Here is a 16,911-nt window from a genome sequence, read left to right on the forward strand (position 1 = left end):
TCTCCCCGGATCGCGGGAGGCCCGGGACCGTCAACCGGCCCAGAGGGCCGACCAGGTCGACGGGCCGACGACCCCGTCGGGGTCCAGACCCGCGGCGGACTGGAACGCCCGGACGGCGGACGCCGTGCGGGGGCCGAGGTCGCCGTCGACGTCGAGGGGTCCGTGCCCGAGCTGGACCAGGCGGGCCTGCAGCATGCGGACCTGGCGGCCCCGGGAACCCCGGACGAGGAGACCGGGGAGCGTGGGGCGGGCGGCGGCGGGTGCGACCGGGACGGGGTCCCCGCCGACGAAGCCGGAGTCGGAGTAGGGCGGGACCCCGAAACCCACGACGCCGGACCGGCGCCGGCGGCGCAGGACCTGCCCACCGGTCCGTCCGCCGGCGGCGTCGGTGTTGCCCTCGATCGTGACGAGGGTCCCGTCGGCCTCCACCGACTCGACGAGTCCGACGTGGGAGATCCGGTCGACGTCGTCGGCGGGGAAGTCGAAGAACACCACGTGCCCCGGGGCCGGGTCCGCGGTCCAGCGTCCGAGGGACCGGAACCAGGCGGCGCCCGCTGGGGTCCACGCGAAACCCTTGGCGGTGCTCGCCGGCAACGGCACCCCGGCGGTGAACGTGCACCAGGACACGAACATCGCGCACCACGGTCCGGTGACGCCGTACCAGTCGCCGTAGCGGACCCGGTTGGAACCGGCCGGTTCCTCCCGCACGCCGAGCTGGCCCCGTGCGATCTCCAGGACCGCCGCCGCGGTGGTCACGACGACACCTCCCGGGTGTGGCCCAGCAGGGCCTGCTCGACCAGGTGGGTGCCGGCCTCGGTCCCGGCCGCGGACAACCAGGCCAGCCGGGCCCGGACCTCCTGCTCGTCGTCGCTCATCTCGTCCTCCTGCCTGCCGGGACCGACCCCCTGCCGGCCCGGGAAGAACGGTGCCGCCGGGGTCGTGGCCGGCGCCCCCGGGGAAACCCCGGGATCCGTGGCCGGACCGTGGCGCGACCACCACGCGGAGAGGCCGGACTCGTCGTGGCCGGTCGAGAAGGAGACCCCCAGCACGTTCGCCCCGGTCTCGCTCCACACCAGCCAGGCCGTGCCGTCCTCGTCGGTCGCGCAGAGCACGCGACCGCGGGGCGGTTCCCCCGGCCGGTCGTCGGGCCAGACGCTGCTCGGGCGACCGGGGCAGGAATCCGCTCCCCAGGCCCGCCAGTCGTCCAGTTCGGCGTCGAGGGCCGTCCGGTCGGGCAGCAGCGCCACCTCGGTCTCCGGGTGCAGCGGGTCCGGGCCCGTGCACCTGCGGACGGCGAGCGCTCGCCCGCTGAACCGGGAGACGTCGGTGGGGACGCAGACCCCGTCGCGCGGGACGGGCGCCACCCCGGCCAGGTCCCGCCGGGTCGGGGCGGGGGCGACCGCGTCGGCCACCGGGACGGCCAGCCCGGCCCCGCCGAGCAGCGCCAGCGGGACGGCGAGGAGGGCGAGCACCGGGGTGCCCCGGCGCGGGGGACGGGGGTCAGGACCGCCCCGGGCGAAACGCACGAGCTCGGCGTAGCGCGTGCTCGGGTGGGGGGCGGCGGAGAACAGCTCGAGCACCCGCAGCAGCGGGTGCCGACCGGCCGCCGCGACCTGGGTGTCGAGCCCCGCCGACCGCAGGCGGGGGCCGAGTTCCTGACCCACGAGCCACGTGCGCGCGGCCGCGATCCCGGCGGTCGGGTCTCCGCACCCGACCAGGGCGATGCGGTCGCCGCTGAGCAGCAGGGCCCGTCGCCACGGGAGGATCAGCAGGTTCAGGCCGGGCAGCAGACCGAGCGCCTCCAGCAGCGGCAGCAGGGGTTCGGCGCGGGTCTGCCGGGCCGCCACCTGCCCCAGCGGGCGCGCGAGCAGGTGCAGCAGTTCCCCGCGCCGGGCCGGGTCGGCCAGGGCCGCGCCCACCGCCGGACCCTTGACCAGGACCAGACGTCGCCCGAAGCAGCTGGTGAGCAGCACCTCCGACGGCGCGTCCGGCAGGACGACGACGGGCACGTCCTCGCGCACCCCCAACCGGTCGCGCACCTCCTCGACGGCCGCGTGCAGCTCGGGCAGGCTCTCCGGACCGACCCGCACCCCGGCCCCGAGGGAACGCACCCGGGTGAGGTGGAAGGTGGCCCAACCGCTCAGGCCGAGTCCGAGCAGGCCGGCGGTGAGCAGGAGCACGACCACCCACCCGTGCACGACGAGGACGCCCAGGAGGTAGCTCGCGACGGCGAGGGCGGCCGAGAGGAGGGCCAGCACGAAGCGCGGCCGCTCGGCCGGGTGCCGCAGCCGGGGGTCCAGGGGAGGCGGGGTCATCCCCGCACGGTGCCCGCCGCCGCCCCGGCGCCGCCCCGGGAGGAACCCCGGTGCGAACCCCGGGAAACCCGAGGAGACCCCCGGGAGACGCGAGGGCTCCGGCCACGGTCCGGGTTCCGGTCGAGGCGTGACACCGGCCGCCGGCCTCGCTACGTTGCGTGCGTGCTCCTCGGGCGAGGCGATGTCACCGCACGCACGCACCGCCTGCTGGACCTGGCGACCGGCGGGACCAGCGGGTCCCTGGTCCTGCTCGGCGACGCCGGGATCGGCAAGAGCTCCCTGCTCGACGACGCCGCCGCGGAGGGGGCGCGTCGAGGTTTCCGCGTGCTCGCGGTCGGCGGCGTGGAGGCCGAGTCCGACGTGCCGTGGGCCGCCCTGGCCGACGTCGTCCGACCGCTGCTGCCCCTCCTCGGCCGCCTGCCCGCCCCGCAGGCGGAGGCGCTGCGGGCCGCCCTGGCGCTCGGCCCGGGGCCCTCCGCCGGGCGCGGGGACCGCTTCGGCGTGCTGGCCGGGACGCTGGGGGTGATCGCGGCCGCGGCCGAGACCGCCCCGCTGCTCCTGCTGGTCGACGACGCGCAGTGGGTCGACGGGTTCAGCCTGGACGCGCTGGCCTTCGCCACCCGCCGCCTCGACGTCGAGGGCGTGGTGACGCTGTGGGCGGTCCGGACCGACGAGGTCCCCCTGGCCCTGCGCGACGCCGCGACCGTCGTCGTCGGGGGCCTGCCCGCCGACGCCGCCCGGGAGCTGCTGCACCGGGCCGGGGCCGACCCCACGCCCCCCGCGGTGGACCGCCTGCTGGAGGGCACCGACGGGAACCCGTTGGCGCTGCTGGAGATCGCCCGCACCCAGACCGCGCGGGAACTGGAGGAATGGGCCGACACCGAGGAACCCGTTCCCGTCGGGGAACTGGTCGCCCGGGCCTTCGGCCGCCAGCTCACCGCCCTGCCGCCCGCGACCCGCGCCGCCCTGCGCCTGCTCGCCGTCCTCGACCCCGCCCCGCCCGACCTGCTGCGGGCCTCGCTCGAGGAGGCGGGGCTCGCCGAGGACGCGCTGGACCCGGCCGAGGAGGCCGGACTCGTCCTCACCCGCGGACCGCACCTGCGCTTCCGGCACCCGTTGCTGCGGGCCGCGGTGCACGCACGGGCGACCTCCGCGCAGCGGCGGGCCGCGCACGGGGTCGTCGCCCGGGCCCTGCGAGGCCCGGTCCCGCTGGGCCCCGAGCAGGACCCGCACCGGCTCGACCGGGTCGCCGGCCACCTCGCCGCCGCGGGCCACGGGCGCGACCCCGAGCTCGCCGCCGTGCTGCGAGGGGCGGCGCGGGCCGCGTTGCACCGCGCGGCGCACGCGAGCGCCTCGCGGTTGCTGGAACGGGCCGCCGAGTTCGCCCCACCCGGCGACGAGGAGGCGCGCGACCTGCTGGCGGCGGCCGACGCCGCCCAGGTCGCGGGGGCACCCGAACGCGCGGCCCGGCTGTCCCGGCAGGCGTTGCGGCGCAGCACCGACGAGGGGTTGGCCGTCGCGGGGCTCTACCACCAGTGCCGGGTGGAGATGTGGCGCGGGCAGGCCCGGACCGGCCGGGACACCCTGGCCGACCTCGGGACCCGCGTGGCCCGCGAGGACCCGCTGCTGGGGGCCAAGATGCTGGCCAACGCCGGGCTGAGCAGCGGCAACCTCGGCGAGCTCGCCCGCGCGGTGGACCTGACCGCCGCCGCCGAGGAGCACCTGCGGGCGGCGGACCGGGACGACGTGCAGGTGCTCGCCGTCCGGGCCCTGGTGCTCGTGGCCGCCGGGCGTCCCGAGGAGGCGGCCGCCCGGTTGCGGACCGCGCAGCCCGGGCTGGCCGGGGCCGACCCCGTCGAGGTGGACCACGTGCACCTGGTGGCCGCCCTGGCCCACCTGGGGCTGGAGGAGTTCGGGACCGCGCGGGCCCTGCTCGACCCCTCCATCGGGGCCGCCCGCGCCGAGGGGGCCGCGGGACTGCTGCCCTTCCGGTTGTCGCGCTCGGCCCAGCTGGCGCTCTGGACCGGGGACTGGGACCGGGCGCTCGCCGAGGCCAGCGAGGCGGTCCGACTGGCCGAGGACACCGGGTGGTTGACCGAGCTCCCGCACAGCTGGGCCACCCTGGCCCGGGTCCACGCGCTACGGGGCGAGGCCACCGAGACCCGGCACTTCGCGGGGCTGGCGCTCGGTGATCCCGCCGGGCTGCTGACCGTCCGGGCGCTGGCCGGATCCGCCCTGGGCGTGCTGGCCCTGGCCGAGCACGACGACGAGACCGCCCTGGCCGTGCTGGGCGAGGTGGCCCGGGGGGCCCGGGCCGGCGGTTTCGGCGAGACCCCGCTGCTGCCGTGGGCGGGAGACCTGCTGGAGGCCCAGGTCCGGGCCGGCCGCCACGACGAGGCCCGCGACACGGTGGAGCTGCTGCGCACCGAGGCGGGCGCCTCGCGCCGTCCGCTCGCCGCCGCGCTGGCCGCGCGCGGCCGGGCCCTGCTCGCCACCGACGACCCGGTGCTCGCCGAGGCGGAGTTCGTGCGGGCCAACGAGTGGCACGCCCAGAGCCCCGTCCCCTTCGAGGCCGCGCGGACCCGCCTGGACCACGGGGAGTTCCTGCGCCGACGCGGGCGCCGGGCCGAGGCCCGTCCCCCGTTGCAGTCGGCGCTCGCCACCTTCGAGCAGCTCGGGGCCCGCGCGTGGGCCGAGCGGGCCCGGCAGGAGCTGCGGGCCACCGGGATCCGCCTGGCCCGCACCGAACGGGCGGCCGCGGCGTTGACGACCCAGGAGCTGCAGGTGGCGATGGTCGTGGCCGGGGGCGCCTCGAACGCCGAGGTCGCGACCCGCATGTTCCTCTCCGTGAAGACCGTGGAGTACCACCTGGGCAACGTGTTCCGGAAGCTCGGGGTCAACCGCCGGACGCAGCTCGCGCGCGTCCTCGCCGACCGCTGAGGCGCACCCCGCGTTCACGCGGGGTCGGGGGGAGGTACTCGGCCGCGAGCTCCCCGAGGAAGGTCCGGACGAACCGGGGCAGGGCGGTCGCCGCGTCCCGGGGCGCCCCGCGGGGCCGGAAGCTCGAGAGGATCCGGAGGAAGGCCCCCGGGGTCAGCCGCAGCTCCCCCGCGGCGGTCGTCGGCCCGGGCTCGGGATCGTCCCGCCGGCCCGACCGCAGCGTGACGGCGAGCCGGGTGGTGTCGTCCCACAGGTCCGGCCCCGGGTCGTCCCGGATCGTCTTGTGCCCGTGCAGGTGCAGCAGCCGGCCGGTCAGGTCGGCGAGGTCGATCTCGTAGGTCATCCCCAGCCGTCGACGCCCGTCGGGACCGGTGACCGGGTGCAGCAGCCGAATCCGGCCGCGGTGCACGGGCCGCTCCCCGCCCAGCGCCTCGCAGCGGACGGTCCCCCGCAGCTCGACCGGGTGCTGCTCGTCACGGACCCAGGCGTCGACGTCGGGCACGGTGACGTCGAGGTGCAGCGACAGCGGGAACCGTTGCGGCGACCCCGCGAACGCGATGGAGCCGCTCATCACCTCGGCGAACTCCAGCATCGCCCCCCGGCGCACGGCGGGCGGCAGGACCGCGGCCGCGGGCCGGTCCAGCAGGCCGAGGTCGCGGCACCAGGCCCGCGCCTCCCGCACCCCCTGCTCGACGGCCGACGGGAAGGCGCCCGCCCGCACGGTGAACAGGTAGTGCACGGGAACCTCCAACCGCAGGACGTGCACGCGGATCTCGCGCCCGAACTCCCCGCCGGCCCCGGAACGCACCGCCGCGTTGTTCCGCTCGATCCGGGCCAGGTCCGCCTCGAGGCGCGTGGTGGCCGCCGCCTCCAGAGCGGCGAAGTACCCCCCGACCCAGCCGCGACCCCAGTCCCCGCGTCCCGACACCGTCCACACGACCCAGAGTTCCTCGGCCCCGCGGTCGATGCCCGCGAAGAGGTTCGCGTCGGTGGCCCAGACCGCGTCGGCCAGCAGCCGCCCGCGGTGGCGGACCGGGGGGAAGAACACCGGCAGGGCCAGCGCCGCGAAGACCTCCTCCTCGGAGAGGTCGGCCAGGACCCGGCTGACCGCACGCTGCGCCCCCACGTCGAGGAGGGTGACCGTCGCGGCGCGGGCCCGGGTCCCCGGGGCCTCGTGCTGCAGCGCGGCGAGATCGACGCCCCAGCCGCGGACCACGCGGCGCAGGGCGCCCAGGGTGAGCACCGAGGTGCCGAGCGGACCCAGCAGCGCCGCCGGGGACACCGACAGCGTGGCCAGCGGCCGGTGCCGGCGCCACACGTCGGCGATGCGGCGACCGGAGAAGCCCTGAGCCCAGAGCAGCAGGTTGAGGACCCCGCCGCTGGTGCCGTCGGCGTGCTCGAACTCGAGCCCGGCCTCGTCCAGCAGCACCTGCAGGGCCCCGGCCTGCGCGGCCACCTTCATCCCGCCCCCGGCCAGCACCAGGGACCGGCGGGGCCCGCTCACGCCGCCACCGCCGGACTCGTGGCGAGCCGCTCGCGCATGCGCCCGCTGAACAGTTCCGCGAGGGCCGCGATGGTCAGTGACGGGTTCGGACCCACCGGCCCGGGCAGGACGGCCCCGTCGGCCACGAAGAGCCCGGGATGGCCGAACACCTCACCGCGCTCGTCCACGACCCCCGTGCCCGGGTCGCGGCCCATGCCGCACCCGCCGAGGGGGTGCACGGTGACGGACCGGCTGAGGAAGGTCGAGATGCTGTCGTGGTACTCGGCGTCGATGGCGACCGCGAGCCGGCGCAGCGTCCGGCGCACCTCGGCGAAGTACTCCCGCGACTGCGCCGGGGACCAGTCCAGGTCCAGGTAACCGTCGCGCAGGCCCAGCCGACCCGAAGGGGTGTCGCGGCCCATGGTGAGCAGCGGCAGGATCCCGGCGGCCCGCTGCCCCGGGCCGAGCAGTCGCGCGAGCTGCCCGCTGACCTGGGCGGGCCGGACCCCGCGCAGGTCCTGCCAGCGCCGGCTGGCGAACAACCGCACCAACCGGGCGGCGGGGCGCAGGGGCAGGGCGTTCTCGGCGATCCAGTCCAGGAACCCCGGGAACCCCCCGTCCTGCACCCAGAACTCCGCGCCCGGGCCCCCGTCGCCCGCCGGTCCGCGGACCGGGATGGCCGAGGTGATGACCGGTCCCCGGGAGGCCCGGAACCCCGGGTCGCGGCTGGTCAGGAACCCGAGGAAGTCCCCGTTGCCGGAGAACCCGTGACCGAGGCGGGCGCTGAGACCCGGCAGGCCGCAACGGTTCGCGAGCAGGAGGTACGTCGAGCCCAGGCTGCCGGCCCCGAGCACGACGATCCGCGCGCGCACGCTGCCCGCGGTGCGGCCGGGGTCGGCCGGGGTCGGGGCGCCGGAACCGTCGTCCGCCCCGCGCCGACGACGGACGTAGCCGACGCGCCAGCGGCCTCCGTCCCGGTCGAGGCGACGGACCTCGTGCCCGGTCAGCAACCGTGCCCCGTGCTCGCGGGCCCGGGAGAGGTAGGTGTGGTCGAGGCTGTTCTTGCTGCCCTGGTTGCAGCCGACGTCGCACTCGCCGCACAGCGTGCAGCTGCGGCGGGGGATGCCGTGGACGTTCCACGGGTCGACCGGCAGCGGGCGGCCGCGCCCCTCGCCGAAGCTGACCGCGAGGTCGGGGGTCAGGGCGGTGGTCCCGAGCCGGGCGGCCGCCCGCTGCATGGCGTGGACCTTGAGGATCGGTCCCGTGGGGGCGGGGGCCGTGCCGTAGGGGAACGGCGTCCCGCCGAGCATCTCGCGGGCGCGACGGTACCCGGGGGCGAGCTCGCCCGCCCCGACCGGCCAGTCGCGGCCGGCCCCGGTGGTGAAGAACTCCTCCTCGAGCTCCAGCAGCACGTTGGCGTAGACGAGGCTGCCCCCGCCGAGCCCGCTGGCGACGACGGCGTCCATCCGCCGGAACGACCAGACGTCGAAGAGGCCCAGCAACCCCTCGCTGGGGTCCCAGAGGTTGCGGCCGAACTCGTGCGGGGCGCGCGGGAAGTCACCGGGCGGGTAGGCGAACCCACGTTCCAGCACGGCCACCGAGTGCCCGGCCTCGGCCAGGCGCAGGGCGGCCACCGCCGCCCCGAACCCCGACCCGACGACGAGCGCGTCGACCTCGGCGTCGGCGGGCAGGTCGTCGTCGGGGTCCAGCGGTGACGGCGCGGAAGACGGCGCGGAAGACGGTGCGGGGGACGCTGCGGCGGAGCCGGATCGCGGAACGTGCATGGCCGTCCTTCCCGAGGGACCGATCGGTCGCCCGAGCCTAGGACGGTCGGTCCCCCGCGGACAGGGACGACGGGAGATCCTGGGGTTTTCCCCGGGTCAGGAGGCGGCGACGCGGTCGGGTCGGGCGGACTGCTCCGGCCGGATCACCGGGAGCTCCCCGGTCTCGGCGGTCGACCGGGCCAGCCGGGCCCGCAGGGAGCGTCGACGGGCCAGCACGTCGCCGGCCGACCCCTCGACCGCGAGCTTGCGCCGCAGGGTCGCCAGCGAGACCGCGCGCCGGACGACGACCGGGGCGAACCCGAGCCGGGCCACGAACCGGGTGTAGTCACGGTCGGTCGGCAGGACGGTGCAGGCGAGCTGGTCGGCGCCCTCGGCCTCGGCCAGGGTCAGCGCCCGGCGGAGCAGCGCCCGGCCGATGCCCCGGCGCCGGTGCGCGGGGACGACGTGCACGTGCTCGACGCTCGGGCCGTCGGCGTCGCCGAGCGGCAGCAGCGGACCGTGGCTGAGGAGGGCGTAGCCGACGGGTTCCCCACCCAGCGTGGCCATCAGCACCTGGACCTGCCCGGCCCGCATCGCCCGCTCCAGGCGGGCCCGCACGACGTCGACCGAGGCGCGCAGCTGGGTGGTGTCCACGCGGGCCGAGGCGTACAGCCCCATCAGCAGGTCGAGATCCTCGGGCGCCGTCACCCGCACCTCGATGGCGGCACGCGCCACAGCCGTCCTCCTCGTCGAAAAGGACCGGGCCCCCGCCCCGGGAGATCACCCTCGTGACCTGCCCGAAAGATAGCGGAGGCCCGGCCGTGACGGAAGACGCCCGCGGGCGCCCGTCCGGGTGACGTGATCAGACGTCGCCGCCCAGGTAGGCGGCCCGGATCGAGTCGTCCGCGGCGAGCTCGTCGGCGGGGCCGGAGCGCACCACCTCACCGGTCTCCAGCACGTAGGCGTGGTCGGCGGTGCGCAGGGCCTGCAGCGCGTTCTGCTCCACCAGCAGCACCGTCGTGCCCTGGTTGTTGATCTCCACGATGATCGAGAAGATCTGCTGGATGAGCTTGGGCGCGAGCCCCATCGACGGCTCGTCCAGCAGGAGCACCCGGGGCCGCGACATGAGCGCCCGGCCGATGGCCAGCATCTGCTGCTCCCCGCCGGACATCGTCCCCGCGTACTGCGACCGGCGTTCCTTCAACCGCGGGAACAGCGAGAAGACCCGGTCCAGGTCGTCGCGGTAGCCCTTGGTCTTGCGGTCGGCGCGGGTGTAGGCCCCCATGTCGAGGTTCTCCTCGACGGTCATGCCGACGAAGGTCCCCCGCCCCTCGGGCGCCTGGCAGAGGCCGCGCTTGACCAGCTTGTAGGAGGGGATGTCGGTGATGTCCTCCCCCTCGAACAGGATCCGGCCGGTGCGCACGGCACGCAGCCCCGAGATGGTCTTGAGGGTCGTGGTCTTGCCCGCCCCGTTGGCCCCGATGAGGGTCGCGATCCCCCGTTCGGGGACCCGGAACGAGACCCCCCGGATGGCCTCGATCCGGCCGTAGTTGACCGAGAGGTCCTCGACGACGAGCTGGTCCTCGCCCAGCGTCCTGGCCACCATCAGAGTTCCTCCTCGGAGGCGTCGTCGACGCCCAGGTACGCGGCGATGACGGCGGGGTTGTCGCGGATCTCCGCCGGCAGGCCCTCGGCGATCTTCTTGCCGAACTCCAGCACGACGATCCGGTCGGTGACGCCCATGACCAGCTTCATGTCGTGCTCGATGAGCAGGACCGTGTTGCCGAGGTCGCGCACCCTGCGGATGAGGTCCATCAGCCGCTGCTTCTCGACCGGGTTGAACCCCGCGGCGGGCTCGTCCAGGCAGAGGAGTTTGGGTTTCGTGGCCAGGGCCCGGGCGATCTCCAACCGCCGCTGCTCCCCGTAGGAGAGGTTGCGGGCCAGGTCGTCGGCCCGGTGGCCGAGGTCCATGAGCTCCAGCAGCTCGTCGGCCAGCGCGTTGCCCTCCCGCGTCTCGCGACGGTGGCGAGGGAGCCGGAACAGCGACTGCACGACCCCGGCCCGGTGGTGGCTGTCCGCCCCCACCAGGACGTTCTCGCGGGCCGTCATGTTCTGGAACAGCCGGATGTTCTGGAAGGTGCGGGCGATCCCGAGCCGGTTGATCTGGAACCGCTTGCGCCGCCCGAGCGGGGTGCCGTCGAAGACGACCTGTCCCTCGGTCGGCTGGTACACCCCGGTCAGGGCGTTGAAGCAGGTCGTCTTGCCCGCCCCGTTCGGCCCGATCAACCCGAGGATCTCACCCTGGCGGATCTCGAACGAGACGTCGTTGAGGGCGACGACCCCCCCGAAGCGCAGGGTGACGTTCTGCATCTGCAGCAGGGCGCGACCCGGTTCCCCGGGGCGGGCGCTGCGCTCGTCGGTCGTGGTCTCAGACAAGGCCCTTGTCCTCCTGCCCTTCCAGGGCGCGCAGTTGTTGCGTCGCCTTCTTGGCCCGGCGGGCCCGGCGCGGCGGCAGCAGACCCTGCGGGCGGAAGTTCGCCAGCAGGAGCAGCAGCACCCCGAACACCAGGACGCGGAACTCGTCGACCCCGCGGAACCGCTCCGGGAGGTAGGCGACGACCACGGCCCCGACGAGGACGCCCCAGCGGTTGCCCTGGCCGCCGACGACGACCGCGGCGAGGAACAGCATGGAGAGCTGGACGATGAACGACTCCGGGTTGACGACCCCCTGGCGGGCGGCGAACAGGGCGCCGGAGAGCCCGCCGATGAACGCCCCCATGGCGAAGGCGAGCAGCTTGTAGCGGAACGTGGGGACCCCGTTCAGCTCGGCCGCCTCCTCGTCCTCGCGGGTGGCCTCCCAGGCCCGGCCGACCCGGCTGTCCTGCAGCAGGATGTCGCCGACCAGGATGAGGATGATGACGCTGAGCGCGAGCCAGTAGTACGGGACGCCGTCGAGCAGCCCGAACTCCATGAACGTCGACGTCTTGCCCAGGTCGACCGTGGCGACGAGACCGTTCCAGGACAGCGACGGGACGTCGAACAGCGAGACGCTCGGCGGACGCGGGACCCCGGTGATGCCGCGGGACCCGTTCAGCCAGTCGGAGTTCAGCGCGATGAGCCGGATGATCTCGCCGAACCCGAGGGTGACGATGGCCAGGTAGTCCCCGCGCACCCGCAGGGTCGGCGCCCCGAGCAGGAGGCCCGAGGCCGTCGAGATCGTGACGGCCAGGATGATCAGCAGCCAGAACGGGTACTGCCCGTGCAGGGACCCGAAGACCGCGACCGTGTAGGCACCGATGGCGTAGAACCCGACGTAACCGAGGTCGAGCAGACCGGCGTAGCCCAGCACGATGTTCAGCCCGAGGGCGACCAGGCCGTAGGCGGCCACGGTGAACATGACCGACCCGAAGTCGGAGTCGGGCGTGGAGAGGAACGGCGGGTTCAGCAGCGGCAGCGCGTAGAACAGCAGGGCGACCGCGACCCAGACGACGATCTTGGCGGGTTTGGGCAGCTCGGCCCAGCGGTCGCCCAGCGAGCGCTTCGCGGGCGCGGGGGCGGACTTCGCGGCGGTGCTCATGCGCGGGCCTTCCCGAGAGATTCGCCCAGCAGCCCGGTGGGCCGGAAGAGCAGGATGACGATGAGGAGCACGAAGGACACGACGTCCTTCCACTGCGTGCCGAAGAACGGGGTGGCCCAGTTCTCGGCCACCCCGAGGATCAACCCGCCGAGCAGCGCCCCCCGGATGTTCCCGATCCCGCCGAGGACGGCGGCGGTGAACGCCTTGAGCCCGAGGAGGAACCCGACGCTGTACTTGGTGACCGGGATGTGCATGAGGTAGAGCACCGACGCGGCCCCGGCCATCAACCCGCCGAGCAGGAAGGTGAGCTGGATGACGCGGTCCTTGTTGACCCCCATGAGGGCGGCGGCCTCGGGATCCATCGACACCGCACGGACCCCGCGGCCGAGGCGCGAGCGGCGGACGAACTGGTCGAGGCCGACCATCATCAGCAGGGCGGCGACGAGGATGATCAGCTGGGTCGAGCGGATGCCGAAACCGGCGATCTCGAACAGCACGCCGGAGGGCAGCGGGTTGTAGAACGGGGTGTTCTCGCGGGCCTGGACGACGTAGGGCGCCAGCACCCCGTCGAGACCGACCCAGCCGGCGATCTTGTCGCGCAGACCGATGACCTCGGCGAGGACGAAGGAGGCCCCGATGGCCGAGATGAGGGCGACCAGCGGCGGGGCGTTCTTCTCCCGCAACCGGCGGTAGGCCACGCGTTCCAGCAGCAGGGCGATGCCGCCGCTGGTGAGCATGGCGACGACGAGGGCGACCAGCAGCAGGCCGATGGCCGCGAGGACCCCGGTCGGGCCGGTCACGTGGAAGGCGAGCATCACCCAGACCGCGGCGAAGCTGCCCCACATGAAGACCTCGGAGTGGGCGAAGTTGATGAGGCGGAGCACGCCGTAGACGAGCGTGTAGCCCAGGGCGAAGAGCCCGTAGATGGCGCCCACGACCAGACCCGAGAAGGTCAGGTCGATGGCGGTCTCGAGAGAGACGTTCAAGCGAACCACCGTCGATCGAAGGAACAGGGGGCGGACAGCAATCCGGCCGGGACGCTGCTCGCGTCCCGGCCGGACCGGGGTGGATCAGGAAGCGCTGATCGACTGGTCGGTGACGATCTTGCCACCCTCGACCTTGTAGGCCCAGACGACCACGTCGGCCGGCTCGCCCTTGTCGTTGAACTTCAGCTGCTTGGTCACACCCGGCTCGTCGTAGCCCGCGGTCCACTCCAGCAGCCCCTCGCGGGTGGTCTTGCCGTCGGCGATCCCCTTGAGCAGGATCGTCGCCGCGTCGTAGCCCTCGGCGGAGTACGTGGCGGGGGCCGTCTTGTACTTCGCCTCGTAGTCCTCGGCGAAGGAACCCTCGGCCTCCTCCGGCGGCAGGCACGGGCAGGTGATGATGGTGCCCTCGGCGTTGTTCGCGCCGGCCGCCTCGATCAGCCCGTCGTCCTTGGCCCCGTCGTCGGTGACGAACGTGGTGGTCAGCCCGGACTCGCGCATCTGGCGGAGCAGCAGACCGGCCTCGGCGTAGTACCCGCCGAAGAAGACCGCGTCGGCGCCGGAGGCACGGATCGCCGCGACGGTCCCGGAGAAGTCGGTCTGGCCCTTCTGGACGGTGTCGTCACCGATCTTGGCCGAGCCGAGGCTGGAGCGGACGATGTCGGCCAGCCCCTTGCCGTAGGTGCTCGCGTCGTCGACGACGAAGACCTTGGTGGCCTTGACCGTGTCCTGGATGTACTTGGCGGCGGCCGGACCCTGGGTGGCGTCGTTGCCGAGGACGCGGAAGAACGTCTTCCAGCCCTGCTCCGACAGCGTCGGGTTCGTGGCGGAGGGGGTGATCGAGACCAGGCCGGCCTCGTTGAACAGCGGGTCGGCGACCTGGGACTCACCGGAGAAGGCGGGGCCGACGATGCCGACGACCTTGGCGTCGTTGATGGCCTGGGTGGCCAGACCCGTGGCCTGGTCGGGCGAACCCTGGGTGTCGAACGGCTTGAGCGTCACCTGGCAGGCGCCGGACTCGGCGTTGTGCTCGTCCACGGCCAGCTGGGCGCCGTTGGAGATGTTGACCCCGAGGTTGGCGTCGGGGCCGGTGAGGGCACCGACGAAACCGATGGAGAGGCCCTCGGGGCAGCCGCCGGCCTCGGTGCTGCCGGAGTCGCCACCGGTGCTGTCGGTGGTACCGCCGCACGCGGCGAGGACGAAGGCGGCCGCGACGACGGGGGTCGCGAACTTGACCATGGAACGCAAGACGGTCCTCCTGGGCTGACGGCGCGGGTACGGATGCCCCACGGACCCCGTCCGGTTTCGACGGGTCGGGTCGAACAGTAGGCGACGAACGCACGAAATGTGTGCATCCGACGCGTCTCTTCATCGCGTCGTTACCTGTACGGGTACCTCGGTCAACCACTTCGCCCAACGAAGGGCACCACGACTGAACAGATCGTGAGTTCCGCCCGGACGCGAGGAGGGCGGGAGCCGATCGCTCCCGCCCTCCTCGTCCGACCCCGGTTCAGCCGCGGTCGCTGCCCGCCGAGATGACGGTGTTGGCCACCTCGCGCATGGTCAGGCGCTTGTCCATCGAGGTCTTCTGGATCCAGCGGAACGCCTCGGGCTCGGTCATCCCGAACTCGGTCTGCAGCTTGGACTTGGCCCGGTCGACCAGCTTGCGGGTCTCGAACCGGTCGGCGAGGTCGGCGACCTCGTCCTCGAGCTGGACGATCTGCTGGTGGCGGCTCACCGCGATCTCGACCGCGGGGAGCAGGTCGGCGGAGGTGAAGGGTTTCACCACGTAGGCCATCGCCCCGGCGTCGCGGGCGCGCTCCACGAGCTCGGCCTGGCTGAACGCGGTGAGCAGCACGACGGGCGCGATCCGGGCGCGGACGATGCGCTCGGCGGCCGAGATCCCGTCCAGCACGGGCATCTTGATGTCCATGACCACGAGGTCGGGCTTGTGCTCCTCGGCGAGGGCGACGGCGTCCTCACCGTTGGAGGCTTCGCCGACGACGTCGTAGCCGGCCTCGCGGAGCATCTCCACGATGTCGAGACGGATGATCGCCTCGTCCTCCGCGACGACCACCCGGCGGGCGGTCTTCGGGGCGGACGCGGCGGTGTCGGCAGGGTTGGTCACGGGGGGCATCCTAGGGCTGGGGAGTTGCTTCAGCGGGCAGATCAACGTGTCGGGACCGGGGGCGGAGCACCGTCGCGACTTCGCTAGGGTAGTCCCACGCCCTGGTAGCCCAACCGGCAGAGGCAATCGACTCAAACTCGATCCAGTGTGGGTTCGAATCCCACCCAGGGCACTCTTGTGCTCGTTGCGTCCGCGGGAACCGGCGGTCCGACGAGGACGACGGAGGGGGCGGACCGTTCGCGGTCCGCCCCCTCCGTCGTTCCGGTCAGGACTCGCGGCGATCAGGCGTAGGCGCTGGAGACCCCGGCCGTCGCGTCACCGATCCGGTGGACCCGGACGGCGTTGGTCGAACCGACGATCCCGGGCGGGGCCCCGGCGACGATGACGACGAGGTCACCGATGCTGCAGCGACCCATCTCGATGAGGCGGGCGTCGACGGCCTTGACCATCTCGTCGGTGGTGGAGATGAACGGCGCGTACTGCGGTTCCACCCCCCAGCTGATGGCCAGGCGGCGCCGCGTCGTCTCCTCGGGCGTGAACGCCAGCAAGGGGATCGGCGAGCGCAGCCGCGAGAGGCGCCGGGCCGAGTCGCCGGACTGAGTGAACGTGACGAGCAGGCTCGCCCCGAGCTGCGCACCGATCTCGGCCGCGGCCAGGGTGACCGCGCCGCCCTTGGTGTGCGGGACGGTGCCGAGCGGCGGGATGCGCTCGAGCCCGTGCGACTCGGTGGACTCGATGATCCGGGCCATGGTCCGCACGGCCTCGAAGGGGAACGCCCCGACGGAGGTCTCGCCCGAGAGCATGAGCGCGTCGGCCCCGTCGAGCACGGCGTTCGCGCAGTCGGAGGCCTCGGCGCGCGTCGGGCGCGGCGAGGTGATCATCGACTCCAGCATCTGGGTCGCGACGATGACCGGCTTGGCCTGACGGCGGGCGATCTCGATCGCCCGCTTCTGCACGAGCGGGACCTCCTCGAGCGGCAGCTCGACGCCCAGGTCACCGCGGGCGACCATGATCCCGTCGAAGGCGGCGATGATCTCGCGGAGGTTCTCGACGGCCTGGGGCTTCTCGATCTTGGCGATGATGGGGACGGTGATCCCCTCCTCGTCCATGATCCGGTGCACGTCGGCGGCGTCGGCGGCGTTGCGCACGAACGACAGCGCGACGAGGTCCACCCCGAGCTGCAGCGCGAAGCGCAGGTCCTCGATGTCCTTCTCGCTCAGGGCCGGCACGCTGACGGCGACCCCGGGCAGGTTGATGCCCTTGTTGTTGGAGACCGGACCGGGCACGGTCACGGTCGTGGTGACCCGGGGGCCGTCCACCGAGACGACGTCGAGGGACACCTTGCCGTCGTCGATGAGGATCCGGTCGCCCGCCGCGACGTCGCCGGGCAGGCCCTTGTAGGTCGTCGAGCACAGCTCCTTGGTCCCGACCACGTCCTCGGTGGTGATGGTGAAGGTGTCCCCCACCGCGAGGTCGTGCGGGCCCGCCGCGAACCGCCCGAGCCGGATCTTCGGACCCTGCAGGTCGGCCAGGATGCCGACCGAGCGCCCGGAGGCCTCGCCGGCCTGGCGCACGTTCTCGAAGTTGGCCCGGTGGTCGTCGTGGGAGCCGTGACTGAGGTTCATCCGCGCGAGGTCCATGCCCGCGTCCACCAACGCCCGCAGCTGCTCGGGACCGGCCACGGCGGGCCCCAAGGTGCAGACGATCTTTGCTCTCCGCATG

General features: G+C 74.0%; 13 protein-coding genes and 1 tRNA gene. 2 read left to right on the forward strand and 12 right to left on the reverse strand.

Annotated elements, in window-relative coordinates:
• Positions 1-30: 30 nt before the first annotated feature.
• Together ACFFKU_RS12785 and ACFFKU_RS12790 are read right to left on the reverse strand one after the other, a co-directional pair.
• Positions 31-756, reverse strand: a complete 726-nt coding sequence (locus ACFFKU_RS12785; protein WP_380138470.1) for a peptidoglycan-binding protein — start codon at positions 754-756, stop codon at positions 31-33.
• A complete protein-coding gene (locus tag ACFFKU_RS12790) occupies positions 753-2,315 on the reverse strand; it encodes a M48 family metalloprotease (protein ID WP_380138472.1) in 1,563 nt (520 codons plus the stop codon). The genes ACFFKU_RS12785 and ACFFKU_RS12790 overlap by 4 nt, the downstream gene beginning before the upstream one ends.
• A 162-nt stretch (positions 2,316-2,477) precedes the next feature.
• On the opposite strand from ACFFKU_RS12790, the gene ACFFKU_RS12795 reads away from it, so the two are divergent.
• Complete coding sequence (locus tag ACFFKU_RS12795; RefSeq protein WP_380138474.1) at positions 2,478-5,255, forward strand: helix-turn-helix transcriptional regulator; 2,778 nt, start codon at positions 2,478-2,480, stop codon at positions 5,253-5,255.
• Here the strand turns inward: ACFFKU_RS12795 and ACFFKU_RS12800 are convergent.
• The 9 genes from ACFFKU_RS12800 to ACFFKU_RS12840 form a co-directional block, all read right to left on the reverse strand.
• Positions 5,212-6,759, reverse strand: coding sequence for a patatin-like phospholipase family protein (locus ACFFKU_RS12800; protein WP_380138476.1), 1,548 nt, complete (start codon positions 6,757-6,759; stop codon positions 5,212-5,214). The genes ACFFKU_RS12795 and ACFFKU_RS12800 overlap by 44 nt on opposite strands.
• Positions 6,756-8,522, reverse strand: a complete 1,767-nt coding sequence (locus ACFFKU_RS12805; RefSeq protein ID WP_380138478.1) for a GMC oxidoreductase — start codon at positions 8,520-8,522, stop codon at positions 6,756-6,758. The genes ACFFKU_RS12800 and ACFFKU_RS12805 overlap by 4 nt, the downstream gene beginning before the upstream one ends.
• Positions 8,523-8,618: 96 nt before the next feature.
• The gene (locus ACFFKU_RS12810) at positions 8,619-9,236 is read right to left on the reverse strand and encodes a GNAT family N-acetyltransferase (protein ID WP_380138480.1); all 618 of its coding nucleotides are present in this window, start codon (positions 9,234-9,236) and stop codon (positions 8,619-8,621) included.
• 127 nt (positions 9,237-9,363) lie between these two features.
• Entirely contained in the window at positions 9,364-10,107 is a 744-nt protein-coding gene (locus tag ACFFKU_RS12815; protein WP_380138481.1) for an ABC transporter ATP-binding protein, read from the reverse strand.
• Positions 10,107-10,937 (reverse strand): ABC transporter ATP-binding protein, encoded by an 831-nt coding sequence (locus ACFFKU_RS12820; protein ID WP_380138482.1) that lies wholly within the window; start codon positions 10,935-10,937, stop codon positions 10,107-10,109. The genes ACFFKU_RS12815 and ACFFKU_RS12820 overlap by 1 nt, the downstream gene beginning before the upstream one ends.
• Positions 10,930-12,078 (reverse strand): branched-chain amino acid ABC transporter permease, encoded by a 1,149-nt coding sequence (locus ACFFKU_RS12825; protein ID WP_380138483.1) that lies wholly within the window; start codon positions 12,076-12,078, stop codon positions 10,930-10,932. The genes ACFFKU_RS12820 and ACFFKU_RS12825 overlap by 8 nt, the downstream gene beginning before the upstream one ends.
• Positions 12,075-13,064, reverse strand: a complete 990-nt coding sequence (locus ACFFKU_RS12830; RefSeq protein WP_380138484.1) for a branched-chain amino acid ABC transporter permease — start codon at positions 13,062-13,064, stop codon at positions 12,075-12,077. The genes ACFFKU_RS12825 and ACFFKU_RS12830 overlap by 4 nt, the downstream gene beginning before the upstream one ends.
• A gap of 84 nt (positions 13,065-13,148) precedes the next feature.
• Positions 13,149-14,300, reverse strand: a complete 1,152-nt coding sequence (locus ACFFKU_RS12835; RefSeq protein ID WP_380138711.1) for a branched-chain amino acid ABC transporter substrate-binding protein — start codon at positions 14,298-14,300, stop codon at positions 13,149-13,151.
• 271 nt (positions 14,301-14,571) lie between these two features.
• Positions 14,572-15,198, reverse strand: a complete 627-nt coding sequence (locus ACFFKU_RS12840; RefSeq protein ID WP_380138485.1) for an ANTAR domain-containing response regulator — start codon at positions 15,196-15,198, stop codon at positions 14,572-14,574.
• An 89-nt stretch (positions 15,199-15,287) separates the two neighbouring features.
• Here ACFFKU_RS12840 and ACFFKU_RS12845 point away from each other — a divergent pair.
• Positions 15,288-15,361 (forward strand) — tRNA-Leu (locus ACFFKU_RS12845).
• Between the two features lie 109 nt (positions 15,362-15,470).
• Here the strand turns inward: ACFFKU_RS12845 and pyk are convergent.
• Positions 15,471-16,910, reverse strand: coding sequence for a pyruvate kinase (gene pyk, locus ACFFKU_RS12850; RefSeq protein ID WP_380138486.1), 1,440 nt, complete (start codon positions 16,908-16,910; stop codon positions 15,471-15,473).
• Position 16,911: the final 1 nt, after the last annotated feature.

It is taken from the genome of Kineococcus gynurae (assembly GCF_042433995.1).
Classification (GTDB): Bacteria; Actinomycetota; Actinomycetes; order Actinomycetales; family Kineococcaceae; genus Kineococcus; species Kineococcus gynurae.